Source organism: Rhizobium sp. BK376 (genome assembly GCF_004341625.1).
Taxonomy (GTDB): Bacteria; Pseudomonadota; Alphaproteobacteria; order Rhizobiales; family Rhizobiaceae; genus Rhizobium.
The window spans coordinates 747557-763925 of the sequence record NZ_SLZG01000001.1 but is presented as its reverse complement, the minus strand read 5'-3'; the positions used below and the strand labels follow the sequence as shown (position 1 = coordinate 763925).

General features: G+C 61.5%; 13 protein-coding genes and 1 pseudogene. 8 read left to right on the top strand and 6 right to left on the bottom strand.

The annotated features are described in order from the left end of the window. Nucleotides 1-61: 61 nt before the first annotated feature. Nucleotides 62-274, bottom strand: a complete 213-nt coding sequence (locus EV561_RS03930) for a hypothetical protein (RefSeq protein WP_132517769.1) — start codon at nucleotides 272-274, stop codon at nucleotides 62-64. Nucleotides 275-427: 153 nt separating this feature from the next. Here EV561_RS03930 and EV561_RS03925 point away from each other — a divergent pair, with 153 nt between their 5' ends. Next, complete coding sequence (locus EV561_RS03925; protein ID WP_132517767.1) at nucleotides 428-1324, top strand: LysR substrate-binding domain-containing protein; 897 nt, start codon at nucleotides 428-430, stop codon at nucleotides 1322-1324. Nucleotides 1325-1329: 5 nt separating this feature from the next. Here the strand turns inward: EV561_RS03925 and EV561_RS03920 are convergent, their stop codons facing one another. Beyond that, a complete protein-coding gene (locus EV561_RS03920) occupies nucleotides 1330-1995 on the bottom strand; it encodes a glutathione S-transferase family protein (protein ID WP_132517765.1) in 666 nt (221 codons plus the stop codon). Nucleotides 1996-2091: 96 nt separating this feature from the next. Beyond that, nucleotides 2092-2850: pseudogene (locus EV561_RS03915) on the bottom strand (TIGR03808 family TAT-translocated repetitive protein); the annotation flags it as partial. Between the two features lie 441 nt (nucleotides 2851-3291). On the opposite strand from EV561_RS03915, the gene EV561_RS03910 reads away from it, so the two are divergent. The 4 genes from EV561_RS03910 (at nucleotide 3292) to EV561_RS03895 (ending at nucleotide 9685) form a co-directional block, all read left to right on the top strand. After that, on the top strand, nucleotides 3292-5589 hold the full coding sequence (locus tag EV561_RS03910) for an EAL domain-containing protein (protein WP_245512578.1): 2298 nt from the start codon (nucleotides 3292-3294) through the stop codon (nucleotides 5587-5589). Between the two features lie 90 nt (nucleotides 5590-5679). Continuing rightward, nucleotides 5680-6690, top strand: coding sequence for a ligase-associated DNA damage response exonuclease (locus EV561_RS03905; RefSeq protein WP_132518097.1), 1011 nt, complete (start codon nucleotides 5680-5682; stop codon nucleotides 6688-6690). 223 nt (nucleotides 6691-6913) lie between these two features. Continuing rightward, the gene (locus EV561_RS03900) at nucleotides 6914-8551 is read left to right on the top strand and encodes a cisplatin damage response ATP-dependent DNA ligase (protein ID WP_132517763.1); all 1638 of its coding nucleotides are present in this window, start codon (nucleotides 6914-6916) and stop codon (nucleotides 8549-8551) included. A gap of 99 nt (nucleotides 8552-8650) precedes the next feature. Continuing rightward, nucleotides 8651-9685, top strand: a complete 1035-nt coding sequence (locus EV561_RS03895) for an alpha/beta fold hydrolase (protein WP_132518095.1) — start codon at nucleotides 8651-8653, stop codon at nucleotides 9683-9685. Between the two features lie 29 nt (nucleotides 9686-9714). On the opposite strand, the gene scpA is transcribed toward EV561_RS03895, so the two are convergent. Both scpA and EV561_RS03885 read right to left on the bottom strand, forming a co-directional pair. After that, nucleotides 9715-11847 (bottom strand): methylmalonyl-CoA mutase, encoded by a 2133-nt coding sequence (scpA, locus tag EV561_RS03890; RefSeq protein ID WP_132517761.1) that lies wholly within the window; start codon nucleotides 11845-11847, stop codon nucleotides 9715-9717. 204 nt (nucleotides 11848-12051) lie between these two features. Beyond that, on the bottom strand, nucleotides 12052-13404 hold the full coding sequence (locus EV561_RS03885) for a methylmalonyl-CoA mutase family protein (protein WP_132517759.1): 1353 nt from the start codon (nucleotides 13402-13404) through the stop codon (nucleotides 12052-12054). A gap of 187 nt (nucleotides 13405-13591) precedes the next feature. Here EV561_RS03885 and EV561_RS03880 point away from each other — a divergent pair, with 187 nt between their 5' ends. Both EV561_RS03880 and EV561_RS03875 read left to right on the top strand, forming a co-directional pair. After that, on the top strand, nucleotides 13592-14392 hold the full coding sequence (locus EV561_RS03880) for a L,D-transpeptidase (protein ID WP_132517757.1): 801 nt from the start codon (nucleotides 13592-13594) through the stop codon (nucleotides 14390-14392). 159 nt (nucleotides 14393-14551) lie between these two features. Continuing rightward, on the top strand, nucleotides 14552-15307 hold the full coding sequence (locus tag EV561_RS03875; RefSeq protein WP_132517755.1) for a L,D-transpeptidase family protein: 756 nt from the start codon (nucleotides 14552-14554) through the stop codon (nucleotides 15305-15307). Between the two features lie 15 nt (nucleotides 15308-15322). On the opposite strand, the gene EV561_RS03870 is transcribed toward EV561_RS03875, so the two are convergent. After that, nucleotides 15323-15763 carry a MarR family transcriptional regulator gene (locus tag EV561_RS03870; RefSeq protein WP_132517753.1) on the bottom strand — a complete coding sequence of 147 codons (441 nt, stop codon included), beginning with the start codon at nucleotides 15761-15763 and terminating at the stop codon, nucleotides 15323-15325. 148 nt (nucleotides 15764-15911) lie between these two features. Between EV561_RS03870 and EV561_RS03865 the strand changes: the two genes are divergently transcribed. Next, nucleotides 15912-16334, top strand: a complete 423-nt coding sequence (locus EV561_RS03865; RefSeq protein ID WP_132517751.1) for an organic hydroperoxide resistance protein — start codon at nucleotides 15912-15914, stop codon at nucleotides 16332-16334. The last annotated feature ends 35 nt before the right edge of the window (nucleotides 16335-16369 follow it).

Below are 16369 nucleotides of genomic sequence, written 5' to 3'. Positions count from 1 at the left end.
GGACCGCCGTCGTCAGTGATAACATCGGCAGAATAGTCCGGACAGCCGGCGATGGCGAGCGTTAAGCACAGCGAAGGCGCTCCGGCAGGCAGGCCACCGGTTGCGGTATCGTCCGCCCCAGATTCTCCGGCATCAGCGGCAGATCGGCCAGCTCCGCCAGCGTCATGACCCTGATGTCAGGATGCAGCAACGGGTCGTGCGACGTGGAAACGGTGTCTTCCTCCAGCCACTTGGCCGGCAGGATATGGGTCAAGAAAAGCTTGAGCACGGACATGGCAATGCCTCCTCGCTCTTCCGCCGCTCAAAAACGCCGATGGCGCCGAATGCGGCAGGATCATTAGACTTAATTTGATCGATGTAATCAGTATCGGCCCGCAATGACTGGAATTCAATTGAGAATGGCAAGAGGTCGGTATAGATATCCTATATGAAGAACCTCAACATCGTCCATTTGAACGGGCTGCGGGCGCTGGAGGCGGTGGGGCGCCTCGGGTCGCTGCAATCGGCCGCCGACGAACTCGGCGTCACGATCGGCGCCATCAGCCAGCAGGTCATCAAGGCCGAGGCGCAGCTCGGGCGGCAGATTTTCGAGCGAACGCCGAAGGGCATGGTTGCGACCGATGCCGGCGTCGGCATCCTGGCGCGGCTGGGCGAGGGGTTTCAAGCACTGTCCGAAGCCGTCATGGCAGCCCAACATCGTGACGACACGATCCTGACCATTTCAGTCGCGCCGGTTCTGGCCGCCCGCTGGCTGGTTTACCGGCTGCATCGTTTTGCCGAGCGTCATCCCGAAATCCGGCTGCGCATCGACGCCACCATGCGGCTCGTCAATCCTGCGACGTCAGATGTCGATATCGGCATCCGCGTCGGCGAGGGCAATTGGCCTGGGGTCAAATCGGAACTGTTGCTGTTGCAGGAGGTCTTTCCCGTGGTCTCGCCACAGATCGCCCGCGGCCTGAAGGAGCCGGCTGACCTGCTGCGCATTCCCGCCGTCATAGACGGACGTGCAATGTTTTCCTGGGATGTCTGGTTGCGGGAGGTGGGATTGTCCGGCGAGACGATGGAGGCGCGCCATGTCTTCAACGACGCTTCGCTCTGCCTCGATGCGGCGATTGCGGGGCAGGGCGTTCTGCTCGCATGGCAGACGCTGGCGGCCTATGCGCTGGAACAGAAATGTCTCGTCGATCCCTTCGGCATCCGCGTCAAGACCGGCTTCGGCCATTATTTCGTAACGGCCGAAGGCGTACGCGAGCCCAGGAAGGTCACGGACTTCAAGGCATGGATTCGTGACGAGATGGCCGAAAGCATGCGGCCCTTCGCCTGATTTCGTCAGACGCTGATCGGTTCCTTTGACCGTGTCGCCTGCATGGCCTTATAGGCCGCGCGCGACTGGCAGCGTTCGATCCAGGCCTTGAGATGCGGACGGCTGTCGAAAAGCGCGTCTTCGGTCTGGGCGTAGCGGAGCACTTCCGCAACGTTGAGATCGACGACGGTGAAGCGATCGGCGGCAATATAGTCCTGCCCCGTCAGGCGCTTTTCCAGCACATCGAGCGGTTTCTTCAGGGAACGGCTGGCAACCACGATGCCGGCCTTGCCCTGATCGGAGTTTTCCTGCTCACGATCATAGATGCGTACGATGGCGACCGAATGCGGCTCGACTTCGGTCGCGGCCCACATGGTCCAGGTGGCAATCAAGCCCTCTTCCTCGACCGTCTGTCCCGAAAGCGGGCCACCATATTTGCGCGCCAGATAGAGGTTGATGGCGAGAGACTCATTGAGCACGAGATCGCCATCCTTGATGCTCGGGATCATGCCCATCGGGTTGACGGCCAGAAAGTCCGGCGAGAGCGTGTTGAGCGGCGCATCTGCTGCCAGCGGATTGTCCATGCGCGTCGCCTGCAGCACCGGCACCGACTTGAATTCGATGCCGAGTTCTTCCGCCATCCAGTAATTGCGCGAGGCGCGCGAGCGATAGACGCCGTAGATCGTGAGCATGACTGGTCCCCTGTTGTTGTCCGGCCGGACGCTAATCCGACAGATGTCAAAACGGAAGAGGCATCACCTGATATCAGCCATGAATGCTTTTGATGGTCAGCCGAGCCGGTTCCGCTCGATCGTCAGGTGCGGATAGGTGGAGCTTCCGGCAACCAGATCGCCCGAAGCAGCCTTGTCCCAGAGGAAGGCGACGACGGCGCCCTTTGCGGCATCCTCGAAGAGATTGTCGGAGATGACGGCACCGCCGGCGCCATCAGCGACGGAGACCGCGCAGCCGACGCCGGAGTGGCGGACAATGTTGCCTGTCGCAACGACATTACGCAGATACGGCCCCCAGCCGAGCTTCAGGCCCCAGAGCGGCGCATTCTCGACGACATTCGAGGCGACCAGGGTATCTGCCTCAGCCGCGATCCCGATGCCGAAGCCGTTATCCTGCCTGTAGGGTCCCGTCAGCGACAGATTGCGCACCACATTTCCGGTAACGCTTGCAAGCCTGCCGCCCTTGTCGAAATTGGCAATTGAAATGCCGTTCGCTGCACCGTCGATGAGGTTGCCGTTGACGATGGCGCCTACGAACTCGAATTCGCAGAAGATTGCCGTCTCGCCGGAGCGCAGGCACTGATTGTTGCTGATCTGCACGTTCGAGGCCGAGTTGGCACGAATGGCGGTGAAGGCGCAGTCGGAAATGTGATTGTCTGTGACCGTGACGCCGGCGCCGCGGAAGACGTTGATTCCGTTGCCGTTCTGCCCGGTGCCGCCATCCCTCGCGCCGATCCTGGCGATGCGGTTGCCGGAGATGACGGTCCCGTCCTCTCCCTTTTCCCAGCGATGCACCAAAATGCCGCCATTGCCGCAATGACCCTTGCGGGCTGCATCATCGATCATCGCCTGCAGTTTCTGGCTCTTGTTGCCGACCGCGGGGGGCAGCGTCTTGTAGGCGACGGCATCGATCGCGCCGCGCATATCTGCCGAGGAAAGCGCCGAAAGCGGCCGCGGCAAAGGCGCGCTGCTCTAATGCTGCGGCGACAGTCCGATCCGGCAAGGCAGGCTAGGAAGTCGCGGCGGGAAGGCATCGTTAACTCCGTGTTTACTGCGCCTACCAAAGCACAAACCGTGCCATCGATATCTGTCCCGATTTGATACGTCCTGCGATGATCGACCGGTGCCTTTTTGCGGAATTTCTTGTCGCTCTGTTCACCCTTCCGCTTAAGGGGACCGAAGGAAACCTGCGATATCATCGACGAGTTTTCAGGGGTTAGCGTTTCACGGAATGACGAATTAGGGAGAACGAGCGTCATGAACGGGATGAGGGCTCGACAGTCGCAGGAAGTAGCCCCGCTACAGATCGAAACCCGGCGGCTCCTCGCGGCAACCCAATCCCTGATGGCAGCCAATGCGCATCACGTTGCCTATGGCATCGAGGATCTGCGCCTGAAGGCCCTCGTTCACGAGCTGCCCGATTTTCTCTACGTCAAGGACCGCCAGGGCCGCTTCGTTTTTGCCAATGCGATTACGGCAAAGACCCTCGGCTTCGACAATGCCAGCGCGCTCGCCGGCAAGACCGATTTCGATCTCCTGCCACACGATGTCGCCAAGGAATTCTTCCGCATCGAACAGGAAATCCTGGAGTCGGGCGAGCGGCGGCTGGAAATGGAGGAATGCGTCCCATCGGTCGATGGCAGCCCCCCGGCCTATCGGCTGACATCCAAGATTCCCCTGCGCAACGACCAGAACGAAGTCATCGGGCTGATCGGCATTTCTCGCGACATCACCGAGCAGAAGCGTCGGGAGAATCTGCGCCGCGGGCAGGCCCAGTTGCTGGAAATGATCGCCAAGTGCGAGCCGCTGGAAATGATCCTCGAAGCGCTCGTCCTGCTCGTCGAGACGGGGCTTACCGGTATCAACGGGTCCATCCTGCTGCTCGACCCGGAAGGCCTGCATCTCTTCCACGGGGCTGCGCCAAACCTGCCCGCCGCCTATAGCCGCCTGATCGATGGGGTCGCCATCGGTCCTTCGGTCGGCTCCTGCGGCACGGCTGCTTGGCGCGGCAAGCCGGTCATCGTCAGCGACATCGAGACCGATCCGCTCTGGGAGGATTTTCGCGGCGTCGTGCAGAAATTCGGCCTCCGCTCCTGCTGGTCCACCCCGATCATGACGCCGCAGGGCAATGTGCTCGGAACCTTTGCTCTCTACTCTTCCGAAGTCCGAACGCCGACGACGCGGGAAATGGAGCTGGTCGATATGGCGACGCACATCGCCGGCATTGCCATCGAGCGCAAGCGCGCGGAAGAGCGCATCTATTTCATGGCGCATCACGACGACCTGACCGGATTGCCCAACCGGGCTTTCCTGAAGGATCAGATGGCGAGAATCCTGTTCCAGGCGCGCCGCAACAGCCGCAAGGTGACGGTCGCCTATATCGATCTCGATAATTTCAAGGATATCAACGATGGCCTCGGCCATGGCGCTGGCGACGAGGTCCTGAAGGAGCTGTCGGCGCGCATGGTCAACTGTCTGCGCGCGTCAGATATCATCGTGCGCCTGGGTGGCGACGAATTTCTCGTCGTGCTCGTCCATCAGGCGCGCCACGATGCCGGCATCATGCGTCGTCTGCGCGAATTGCAGAAAGTCATCGCCCGTCCGATCAAGATTGCCGATGCGGATGTGACCGTCACCAGCAGCATCGGCGTCGCAGCATTTCCCTTCGATGGCCAGACGCCGGAAGAATTGCTCGCAAATGCCGATGCCGCCATGTATCAGGCCAAGCAACTTGGCCGGAATACGCTGCAATACTACTACAATCGGCCGAACGGCGCCGATACGATGCCGATCAGCGAGGAGGACGAGCTTCGCCACGCCATCGGTTCCGACCAGCTCTTTATCGAGTATCAGCCGCAGGTCGATCTCGAAACCGGCAAGATCGTCGGTTTGGAAGCCTTGGTACGCTGGCGCCATCCTGACCGCGGCGTGCTGCCGCCCGGCCATTTCATCCCGCTTGCCGAGGAGACGGGCCTCATCATTCCTCTGGGCCTCCACGTGCTGAACGAGGCGTGCCGTCAGAATAAGGCTTGGCAGGACATGGGCCTGCCGCCTGTCACGATCGCCGTCAATGTTTCCGCCAAGCAGTTCAGCGATCCGGCTCTCGCCGAACACGTCGTCGAAGCTCTGGAGACAAGCGGTCTAGATCCCTGCTGGCTGGAGCTGGAGCTGACCGAGAGCACGCTGATGCAGGATGTGCCGCGCGCCCTGACGGTCATGCGCTCGCTCGGCACACTCGGCGTTCGCCTCTCGATCGATGATTTCGGGACCGGCTATTCGAGCCTTGCGGCGCTGAAGACCTTCCCCTTCCATCGTCTGAAGATGGACCGCGCCTTTGTCGAGGCCTTGCCGCGCGATGAGACGACGGTCGCCATAGCCTCCGCCGTCATTTCGCTTGCGCGCAAGCTCAAGCTGGCTGTCGTTGCCGAAGGCGTGGAGACCGAGGAACAGCTGGAGTTCCTGCGCGAAAACAGATGTGACGAAGCGCAGGGCTATCGGTTTTCCAAGCCCGTTGCACCCGGCGAGATCGAACGGATGCTGCGCGACGGCATCTAAGTCCGCCCGGCTGCCGATCCGGCCGCCAACGGGGCTGGTTTGCACATCAACGCACTGGCAGATCAGGCAGATTCCGCTATCTTGCCTGTCATGAGGCCCGACCAGCTGCTTTATCCCGCCCCTGAAGGGCTTTTCTGTCCGCTCGGCGGCTTCTATGTCGATCCGGTGCGCCCCGTCGATCGGGCGCTGATCACCCATGGCCATTCGGATCACGCCCGCTCCGGCCATGGCCGCGTGCTTGCTACCCGCCAGACGCTGGACATCATGCGCATTCGCTATGGCGAAGACTTTGCCGGCGCCGAACAGCCGGTCGGTTTCGGAGAGGTGCTGACGATCAATGGCGTCAGGGTCAGCTTTCACCCGGCAGGCCATGTCCTCGGCTCAGCTCAGATCGCCATCGAGAAGGACGGATTGCGCATCGTCGTGTCGGGCGATTACAAGCGCCGGCCGGATCCGACCTGCGATGCCTATGTACCGGTACCGTGCGAAGTCTTCATAACCGAAGCGACATTCGGCCTCCCGGTCTTCCATCATCCCGACCCGCTATCCGAAACGCGCAAGCTGCTTGCCTCGCTGAAGCAGTTTCCTGAGCGTACGCACATGGTCGGCGCCTATGCGCTCGGAAAGGCGCAGCGGGTCATCCGATTGCTGCGCGACGCGGGTTATGACAAGCCGATTTATATTCACGGCGCATTGGAGCGGCTCTGCGACTACTATGCTGGGCAGGGCATCAATCTCGGGGAATTGCTGCCGGCAACGGTGGAAAGCCGGGATCAATCACTATTCAAAGGCGCCATCGTCGTCGGGCCGCCATCGACATTTTCCGATCGCTGGGCCAGACGTTTCAGCGAACCGCTGCCGGCCTTTGCGTCTGGCTGGATGATGGTGCGCCAACGCGCCAAGCAGCTCGGCGTCGAACTGCCGCTGGTGATTTCCGATCATTGCGACTGGCCGGAATTGACGGAGACCATTTCCGAACTGAAACCCGGCGAGGTCTGGGTTACCCATGGCCGCGAGGAGGCGCTGGTCCGGTGGTGCGAGCTGCAGGGGATTGCGGCCAAGCCGTTGCATCTGATCGGCTACGAGGATGAGGGGGATTGATGGCGTCGGAGCTTGCCGATACCCCCCTCTGCCCTGCCGGGCATCTCCCCCACAAGGTGGGAGATCACAAGTGGTTGGACCTTCATGCCTCGCGACGTCGGATCTCGTGGCGCCATTCATTGTTTGGGCAAAAGCGCGCTCCATCCGATCTCCCCCCTTGTGGGGGAGATGTCCGGCAGGACAGAGGGAGGTATGCGGCACACACAACGGTCAAGGGCAAGCCATGAAACCCTTCGCAGACCTCCTCGACCGCCTCGTGCTGACGCCGAGCCGCAATGGCAAGCTCAAGCTGCTGACCGATTATTTCCGCGAGACGCCCGATCCCGACCGCGGTTATGGCCTAGCCGCCATTGCCGGCACGCTCGAGGTCAGAAACGTCAAGCCGGCCATGTTGCGCGAGCTGGTGCTGGAGCGAATGGACGAGGTCCTGTTTCGCTACTCCTACGACTATGTCGGCGATCTTGCCGAAACGATCTCCCTGGTCTGGGACGAGGAGAAGGACATCGACCGCTCGGCCGCGACGCAGCCAAGGCTGGGCGAAGTGGTGCGGCGGATGAATGCACTCGGTCGCACCGAGGTGCGTGGCTACGTCCGTGATCTTCTCGACCAGCTGGACAGTTCCGGTCGCTTCGCCTTCATCAAGCTCGCGACCGGCGCCCTGCGCATCGGCGTGTCGGCCCGTCTCGCCAAGCAGGCGCTGGCGGATCTTTCGAACAGGGAGGTCGGCGAGATCGAGACGCTGTGGCACGGGTTGCAGCCGCCCTATGAAAGCCTGTTCCAGTGGCTGGAGGGCAAGGGCGACCGGCCGGTGCTGGCAACGCCGGCGATCTTCCATTCCGTCATGCTGGCCAATCCGGTCGAGCCTGGCGATCTCGACAATCTTGATCCCAAGGATTTCGCCGCCGAATGGAAATGGGACGGCATTCGCGTCCAGCTCTCCCGGGCGGCGGAGACGCGCAAGCTCTATTCCCGTTCCGGCGACGACATCTCCGCCGCCTTTCCTGACATCGTCGACGCCATCAGCTTTGAGGGCGTGGTCGACGGCGAGTTGCTGATCGGCGGCACGACCCGTTCCAACAGCCCGACGCGCACCTTCTCCGATCTGCAGCAGCGCCTGAACCGCAAGACCGTGACGTCGAAGATGCTCGACGAATACCCGGCCTTCATCCGCGCCTATGATTTGCTCTTCGATGGCGAGGAAGACGTGCGGGGCAGGGGATTTTTGGACCGCCGAGAGCGGCTGTCCGACATCATCGAGGCAGCCCCGCATGACCGCTTCGACCTGTCGTCTCTGGTTGATTTCTCTTCCTGGGAGGAGCTGGACCAGCTGCGTTCTTCGCCGCCCGATCCCGTCATCGAAGGCGTGATGATCAAGCGCCGCGACAGCGTCTATCAGTCGGGGCGGCTCAAGGGCCCGTGGTTCAAGTGGAAACGCAATCCCTACAATGTCGATGCCGTCATGATGTATGCGCAGCGCGGCCACGGCAAACGCTCCAGCTATTATTCTGATTTCACTTTCGGCGTCTGGGCCCTGACCCCGGAAGGCGAACAGCTGGTCCCCGTCGGCAAGGCCTATTTCGGCTTCACCGATGCCGAGCTGGAAGTCCTCGACAAGTTCGTGCGCAACAACACCGTCGAGCGCTTTGGTCCGGTGCGCGCGGTGCGCGCCGAGCGCGATTTCGGCTTCGTCCTGGAAGTCGCTTTCGAAGGCATCAATCGTTCCACCCGTCACAAATCCGGCGTTGCCATGCGCTTTCCCCGCATTGCCCGGCTAAGGCCCGACAAGCCACCCTACGAAGCCGATCGGCTGGAAACTTTGGTGGCGATGATTGACGCGAAAGCTCCTGCCGTCGATGATTAGAAGTTGCTGATTCTACGCGCCGACATTCACCAGAATGTGAGTTGGCGGCGTCATTCTTCCCGTGCAAATTCAGCTTGGCGGGGCATACGTGGACGGAGCATAACATTGTCTGAAGAAAAAGCCTTTCGCCCAAGCCGCCGCACCGTTTTGACGGGCATTGCTGCATCCTTCCTCCTGCCAAGACTGGCAAGCGCAACCGACGCGGCTCAGCAGACTGCCACGACCGTTGATCCGGCCGCAAAGCCTGCAGCCGCCGCGACGGCGCCGGCTCCAGCCCCAGGCGTGTCGACCAAGGCCGCCCCGCCACCGGCATCTTCCGACGATCCCATTCAATTGTCCGGTGACTACGCCCGCGAGCGTCGTCGTTTCCGTACCCACTTGCTGAACAAGGGGCCGGCGCCCGACAAGTACGAACCCTTGGTGGCTCCTACAGGGGCAGACCAGATTTTCTATCGCAGCGGCTACGGCGGTGAACTCGAGCTCGTCGCCTGGGTATCGGAATACCAGCGCACCGCAAAGCCGAAGCCCGCCGTGCTCTTCCTGCATGGTGGCAATGCCATCGGCCAGGGGCATTGGCTTCTGGTAAAGCCCTATATCGAGGCTGGCTATGTCGTGATGATCCCGTCGATGCGCGGGGAAAACGGCCAGAAGGGCAATTTCTCCGGCTTCTACGACGAGGTCGACGACGTGCTGGCGGCGTCGGAGCGTTTGCGACATCTGCCTGGCGTAGATCCGCACCGCCTGTTCCTTGCAGGCCACAGCGTCGGCGGCACGCTGGCCATGCTTACGGCCATGTCGACCCGGCGCTTCCGGGCCGCCGCCCCCATGTCCGGCAATCCTGATTCCTTCGCCTTCTTTGCGCGTTATCCGCAGGATATCCGCTTCGACGACAAGAACCCGCGCGAATTCCAGATGCGCTCGCCGGTCTGCTATGCCCACAGCTTCAAATGCCCGATGCGGGTTTCGCATGGGAGCGAGGAAGAGCACTTTGTCACCCGGCTCGGCTTGCTTGCCAAGCGTGCCCATGCCGGCGGCGTGAAGATGGATGTCGCGATGGTGACGGGTGGCCACACGTCCGCCTTGCCTGGCGAGATCGATCAGAGCATTCAGTTCTTCAAGAGCATCGCGGCCTGACGCTTCAGCGTCGGGCTTCCTGAAGACGCCTATTTCGACAGCCTGTCCACCAGCGCACTGGCCGCTTCGGCGATCACGGTTCCGGGCGGAAAGATTGCGTCGGCACCGGAGGCCTCGAGCGCTGCAAAATCCTGCGGCGGGATGACGCCGCCGACGGCAATCAGGATGTTGCGTCCGCCGCGGCGCGACAGCGCTTCCTTGAGTTCCGGCACTAGCGTCAGGTGTCCCGCCGCAAGCGAGGAGGCGCCGATGATATCGACGCCTTCGCGGACCGCGAGATCGGCCACTTCCTCGGGCGTCTGGAACATCGCCCCGACGACGACGTCGAAGCCCAGATCGGCAAAGGCTGTCGCGATCACCTTCTGGCCGCGATCATGCCCATCCTGGCCCATCTTTGCGATGAGGATGCGCGGCTTCTCGCCCTTGTGCCTGCGGAAATCTTCGACCTTTGCCACCGCTTTGTTGAAAGCGGGATCGCTGTCGCCGACCTCCTTGTGATAGACGCCGGAAATGGTGCGGATTTCCGCCACATGCCGTCCGAAAGCTTTTTCCAGTGCCAGCGAAATCTCCCCGACCGTGGCGCGGGCGCGGGCTGCCTTGATCGCGAAATCGAGCAAATTGCCGGTGGCGTTGCAGGCCGCATCGGTGAGCGCATCGAGCGTGGCCTCGACCGCAGACGTCTCCCGCGTGCCCTTCAATTGCTGCAGCTTCGAGAGCTGGCGGGCGCGCACCTCCGAATTGTCGACCTTCAGCACGTCGACCTCGATATCCTGATCCGGCCTCGAAAAATTGACGCCGACGACGGTCTGATGTCCGCTGTCGATACGCGCCTGCGTCCTTGCGGCCGCTTCCTCGATCCTGAGCTTCGGAATACCCTTCTCGATCGCCTTTGCCATGCCGCCCAGGGCCTCGACCTCTTCGATGTGGCTCAGCGCGCGGGCAACGAGATCATGGGTCAGCCGCTCGACATAGGCCGAGCCGCCCCAGGGATCGATGATCCGTGTCGTGCCCGACTCTTTCTGCAGCATGATCTGCGTGTTGCGGGCGATCCGCGCCGAATGATCGGTCGGTAGCGCCAGCGCTTCGTCGAAGGAATTGGTGTGAAGTGATTGCGTGTGCCCCTGCGTCGCGGCCATCGCCTCGACCATGGTGCGCACGATGTTGTTGACGGGATCCTGCGCAGTCAGCGACCAGCCGGAGGTCTGGCTATGGGTGCGCAGCGCCAGCGATTTCTGGTCCTTCGGCGAAAAGTTCTTCGCGATCAGCGAGGCCCAGAGCAGGCGCGCGGCACGCATCTTCGCCACTTCCATGAAGAAGTTCATGCCGACCGCCCAGAAGAAGGAGAGGCGGGGCGCAAAGCTGTCGATATCGAGCCCGGCCGCGACACCGGCGCGAGCATATTCGATGCCGTCGGCGATCGTATAGGCAAGCTCGAGATCAGCCGTCGCGCCGGCCTCCTGCATGTGGTAGCCGGAAATCGAGATGGAATTGAATTTCGGCATCCGCGCGCTGGTATAGCTGAAGATGTCCGAAATGATCCGCATCGAGGGCTGCGGCGGATAGATATAGGTGTTGCGGACCATGAACTCCTTGAGGATGTCGTTCTGGATGGTCCCCGACAGCTTCTCCTCGGCAACGCCCTGTTCCTCGGCGGCAACGATATAGAGCGCCATGATCGGCAGGACGGCACCGTTCATCGTCATGGACACGCTCATCTGGTCGAGCGGAATGCCGTCGAAGAGCTGGCGCATGTCGAGAATGCTGTCGATTGCCACTCCCGCCATGCCGACATCGCCGGACACGCGCGGATGGTCGCTGTCATAGCCACGATGGGTGGCGAGATCGAAGGCGACCGACAGGCCCTTCTGCCCGGCCGCGAGGTTGCGCCGATAAAAGGCGTTGGACTCCTCCGCCGTCGAGAAGCCCGCATATTGCCGGATCGTCCAGGGCTGCTGGACATACATGGTCGGGTAGGGCCCGCGGATGAAGGGGGCTATGCCGGGATAGGTGTCGAGGAAATTCAGGTCTTGCAGGTCGGCCTCGCCGTAGCTGCGGTTGACCGCGATGCCCTCGGGCGTCTCCCACGGCGCGCTGGTGACGGTTCCGGCGGCGGTTTGCGGGCGGGTCCACGGGACGGTGGAGAAATCGGGGATGTGGGTCATGCAAACCTCCCTCGGAGGGAGCAAGAGGCCCCCTCTGTCACTGCCGTGACATCTCCCCCACAAGGGGGGAGATTCGTTATCTGCGGCTGCAGTTCGACATCAATTTGATTTCTCAAGAAGAGCAGGCGGCCAGCCAAGCCCGATCTCCCTCCTTGTGGGGGAGATACCCGGTAGGGCAGAGGGGGGTGTTCACTCGACATCATGTTAGTTGCTCCCCTCTTCATCCAGCCGCACCGGCCTCAACCCCATCCCGGCCTCGATAGCCCGAAGCGGCCCCAGCACTGAAACCGGCCGCTCGGTCTTGGCGGGAAAGAGGTTCGTGCCCACGATCTGTCTCGCCGGACGGTTTGCCCGTGTTTCGGCAATCCTCGATGCCAGTCGCCCGCTGGCCATGACGGCACCAAGGCCGCCATCGCGCTCGATACCGGTGAAAATTTCCCATGCCTTTTCGGCAAGCGCCTCCGTCAGCGCCTCTATCCCGCCGGCGCCGGCTGCCGGATCGCTGACGTGGTCGAGATGGCTTTCGGCAATCAGGATGGTCTGCGTATTGCGGGCGAGCCGGCGGGCCAGCGGATCGGGGATGCCGCGGACAAGCGTATGCGGCAGGACAGATATCTCGTCGGCCCCGCCGACACCTGCTGCAAACACGGCGATGGTATTGCGCAGGAGATTGGTCTCCGGGTCGAGCCGGGTGAGCATACGGTAGCTTGTTTCCATGAAGAGGTACGCGGAAGGAGCGGTGCTGACGCCACAGGCCTCCGCGATACGCGCGAAGATCAGCCGCGCCGCGCGTGCCTTGGCTATCGTCATGAACTGATCCTGATCGGCCGCAAGACAAAGGCCGACCGCGGAAAGCACCTCGTCCGCACCGATACCTGACGTCTCCATCCGCCGCAGATGATAGATCAGCGCGGCAGCCATGACGGCCAGTTCCTGGGCCTCCGTGCCGCCGGCATTGTGCACGGACCGGCCATCGGCTTTGAGAACGGTTGAAGACGTGCCGTTTGCCCGGATGCGGCGGAAGAGTTCAACCGTCGCTGCAGCCGGTTCCATGGCGGTAACGCCGAGGCCGAAATGCATCTCGACCGTGTTGGCGGAAAGAGCGTCGGCCAGCGACAGTGCTGTCATCGGCGAGGCGCCCTCGAGCCGCAGGGCGAGCGAGCGGCCCGAAAGTGCCGTCGCGAGCCGGGCTGTCAGGCCGTCGATCTCCAGGTCGCCATCAAGGCCCAACCCATAGGATGCCGCACAGGCGGGAAAGACAAGGCTGACGCCGGTTGCGCCATTGGCGAGATCATTGTCGAGCTGCACAAAAGCGCGCTGCAGATCAGGGTCGTCCATGCGCTGGGAGACGACCCACGGCGAGAGCGGACGCCGGCGATGCTGGGGCGTGGCATTCTGGCGGCGCTGATAAAGCGGCTCGATAGCGATGCCGTCGTCGCTCGCAGAAACCAGCGTCTGGGCGAAATCCGCGCCCTTCAGCGCCCGCTCGACCACTTTAAGCCAGTCTTGCCGGCTCACCGGGCCAAAAGCGTTTGCATCGATTTCCTCAGCCTTCATGCTATCCTCCCGTATCCAAGTCTTTTAGCCCGCGTGCGGCGGCGGGAAAACAAAACTTTGGTCGCGCCGGAGATTATATCTACAGTTTGCGCATTCCGGCATACTGGACGCCAGCTTCGCGCCAGCCGGAATTGGCATGATTGGGAAGACCGTAGAGTATTCAACGTTCTCGATGATGGCTGATTCCATGTCTCTTCTTCGCCGCCTTCTGCTTGCTTCCGGCCTGTCCTGCATGGGAATCCTTGCCGGCTGCAGCATCATTCCCGACACGGGCGCGACCGATCCTGATCGTTTCGCCATGGAGACTGCGCCGGTCTTCTATAGTCCTGAGGGCATCGATCCGCAGAAGGTCCGTCGCCTGCCGGTGCAGCCTGTGCCGCAGGTGCGCGATCTCTATCGCACGCAGTTCCATCAGACTTATGGTCTGCCGGTCTCCAATCCTGTGCATCAGGCGATGTATGCGCAGATGAACGAAGACGATTTTTCGCTGCCGGCCATCCCCTATACGCGTATCGATCCGAAATTCCTGCGGCAGGAAGTCAGTTATCAGACGAACGAAAAGCCCGGCACGATCGTCGTCGATACCAGGGATTATTTCCTCTACCTCGTCGAGCCCGGCGGCAAGGCGATGCGCTATGGCGTCGGCCTCGGTCGCGAGGGCTACGCATGGTCGGGCAGGGGCGTCGTGCAGTGGAAGCAGAAATGGCCGCGCTGGACGCCGACTGACGACATGGTCGCCCGCGAGCCGGAGATCAAACCGATTTCCGCCGAAAGAGGCGGGATGAACCCCGGGCCTACCAATCCGCTCGGCGCGCGCGCCCTGTATATCTACAAGAATGGCAAGGATACGCTTTACCGCGTCCACGGCACCCCGGACTGGCAGTCGATCGGCAAGGCGACGTCGTCCGGCTGCGTGCGCATGCTCAACCAGGATGTGATCGATCTCTACAATCGTGTACCGGTTCGAAGCGAAATCCTGGTCGAATAGGGTTGACATCACAAATTTTCGTGATGTTGCATATGCGTAATAGTCGCGGATGACATTGGTCATTAAGTTCCGATTAAGTCCCGGCGTTCTTCAATGGGAAGCTGATTCGGCTTGCTGTTCGAATTTATGCCTGTGTGCTCACTCTGGAACGATGCGATCATGAGCTTGCCGTCCTCCCTCTCCCGACGAAATTTCCTGGCCCTTGCCGGTTTTGGCGCTGTCTCAACGCTTGCAGGCTGCGCATCGACATCCAATAGCGATCCGGCGGCACAGTCCATTGTCTACCGTCCCGGCTTTGGGCCCTACGATAATTCCGGCTTTGGCGGCAGTTTGTTCGGCGGTTCCGGTCTCGGCGATCAGCCGGATCCGGCGGTTATCTATGCGGCTGAGGAAGACAACGGCTTCCTCATTCCGCCCGTGCCCTATCAGCAGATCGATCCCCAGTTCTATCGCCAGCGCGTCGCCAATTCGACCGGCCATGCGGCGGGAACCGTCGTCGTCGATACGCCGTCCCGTCATCTCTATGTGATCGATCCGGGTGGCCAGACTGCCATGCGCTACGGCATTGGCGTCGGGCGCGAGGGTTTTGCCTGGCAGGGCGAGGGCGTGATCCAGTGGCGTAAAAAATGGCCGCGCTGGAACCCGCCGGATGAGATGGTTGCTCGCCAGCCGGAACTGGTAAAATATTCGATCAAGAATGGCGGCATGGAGCCTGGGCTCACCAACCCGCTGGGTGCCCGTGCGCTCTATATCTTCCAGAACAATCAGGACACGCTCTATCGCCTGCACGGCAATCCTGATTGGCGCTCGATCGGCAAGGCCGTATCGTCCGGCTGCGTGCGCCTGCTCAATCAGGACGTCATCGACCTCTACGACCGTGTGCCCGAAAAGGCGCCTATCGTCGTTCTGCAGTAAGAAGCTTACGCGTTCCTATTCGACGGATGCGAGGTTCGCGCGCAGCAGATGCAGCCGGTCGCGCAAGCTTGCCATGTCTTCCATGCTGCAGCCGACGGCATTGCCCATCGCCATCATGATGCTGTCGACCTCGGTCCGCGTCGCGACACCCGTCTTGGTTAGCGAGACGATGACCTGCCGCTCGTCCTTCGGATCACGCAGACGTGTAATCAGTCCGCTCTGTTCCAGCCGCTTCAAGAGCGGCGAGAGGGTGCCGGAATCGAGATCGAGCTGTTCGCCGATCGTCTTCACCGGCAGGCAGCCTTTTTCCCATAAAACCAGCATGACCAGATATTGCGGATAGGTCAGCCCTATCTTGTCGAGAAGCGGTTTATAGGCGCGCGTAAAAGCGTGCGCGGTCGCATAGACGGCAAAGCAGAGCTGCCGCTCCAGGCGCTTGTCATCCTCCGATATCATCTGTTCCCTTGTTTTTCTGTCATTTTTGTCTGTCGTTCCCGGTGGCGATTGTTCCAGTTTCATTTTTTAAAAGCAAACGACAAAATTATGTTGCGCAACATTATTTATTGCGATAAATAAAATCATCCCAACCGAAAAGGAGCCTGACATGCCTATCCTCTACACAACCAAAGCTTCCGCAACCGGTGGCCGCGCAGGCCATGCCGTATCTGAAAACGGTGTTCTCGATGTGACGCTGACCGTTCCGAAGGAACTCGGCGGCGATGGCGCAACCGGCACCAATCCCGAGCAGCTTTTCGCCGCCGGTTATTCGGCCTGCTTCCTCGGCGCGTTGAAATTCGTAGCCGGCAAGGAAGGCGTAAAGGTTCCTGAAGATACCAAGGTTTCCGCAACTGTCGGCATCGGCCCGCGCGAAGATGGCACCGGCTTCGGCATCGAAGTGGCGCTGACGGTCAACATTCCGGGCATGGACAAGGCTCAGGCTGAAAAGCTCGCCGCTGCCGCTCACATCGTCTGCCCCTACAGCCACGCCATGCGCACCTCGACCGAAGTTCCGGTCACCGTCGCCTAACGCTCTGCACGACATCTCCTGGATGCGATGCCCTC

Excerpts from the sequence above, each read along its gene's own strand:
- EV561_RS03925 (WP_132517767.1), top strand. The coding sequence starts at position 428 with ATGAAGAACCTCAACATCGTCCATTTGAACGGGCTGCGGGCGCTGGAG.
- EV561_RS03885 (WP_132517759.1), bottom strand. The coding sequence starts at position 13,404 with ATGAAGGCTGAGGAAATCGATGCAAACGCTTTTGGCCCGGTGAGCCGG.
- EV561_RS03930 (WP_132517769.1), bottom strand. The coding sequence starts at position 274 with ATGTCCGTGCTCAAGCTTTTCTTGACCCATATCCTGCCGGCCAAGTGG.
- EV561_RS03870 (WP_132517753.1), bottom strand. The coding sequence starts at position 15,763 with ATGATATCGGAGGATGACAAGCGCCTGGAGCGGCAGCTCTGCTTTGCC.
- EV561_RS03865 (WP_132517751.1), top strand. The coding sequence starts at position 15,912 with ATGCCTATCCTCTACACAACCAAAGCTTCCGCAACCGGTGGCCGCGCA.
- EV561_RS03920 (WP_132517765.1), bottom strand. The coding sequence starts at position 1,995 with ATGCTCACGATCTACGGCGTCTATCGCTCGCGCGCCTCGCGCAATTAC.
- EV561_RS03875 (WP_132517755.1), top strand. The coding sequence starts at position 14,552 with ATGAGCTTGCCGTCCTCCCTCTCCCGACGAAATTTCCTGGCCCTTGCC.
- EV561_RS03910 (WP_245512578.1), top strand. The coding sequence starts at position 3,292 with ATGAACGGGATGAGGGCTCGACAGTCGCAGGAAGTAGCCCCGCTACAG.
- EV561_RS03905 (WP_132518097.1), top strand. The coding sequence starts at position 5,680 with ATGAGGCCCGACCAGCTGCTTTATCCCGCCCCTGAAGGGCTTTTCTGT.
- EV561_RS03900 (WP_132517763.1), top strand. The coding sequence starts at position 6,914 with ATGAAACCCTTCGCAGACCTCCTCGACCGCCTCGTGCTGACGCCGAGC.
- EV561_RS03880 (WP_132517757.1), top strand. The coding sequence starts at position 13,592 with ATGTCTCTTCTTCGCCGCCTTCTGCTTGCTTCCGGCCTGTCCTGCATG.
- scpA (WP_132517761.1), bottom strand. The coding sequence starts at position 11,847 with ATGACCCACATCCCCGATTTCTCCACCGTCCCGTGGACCCGCCCGCAA.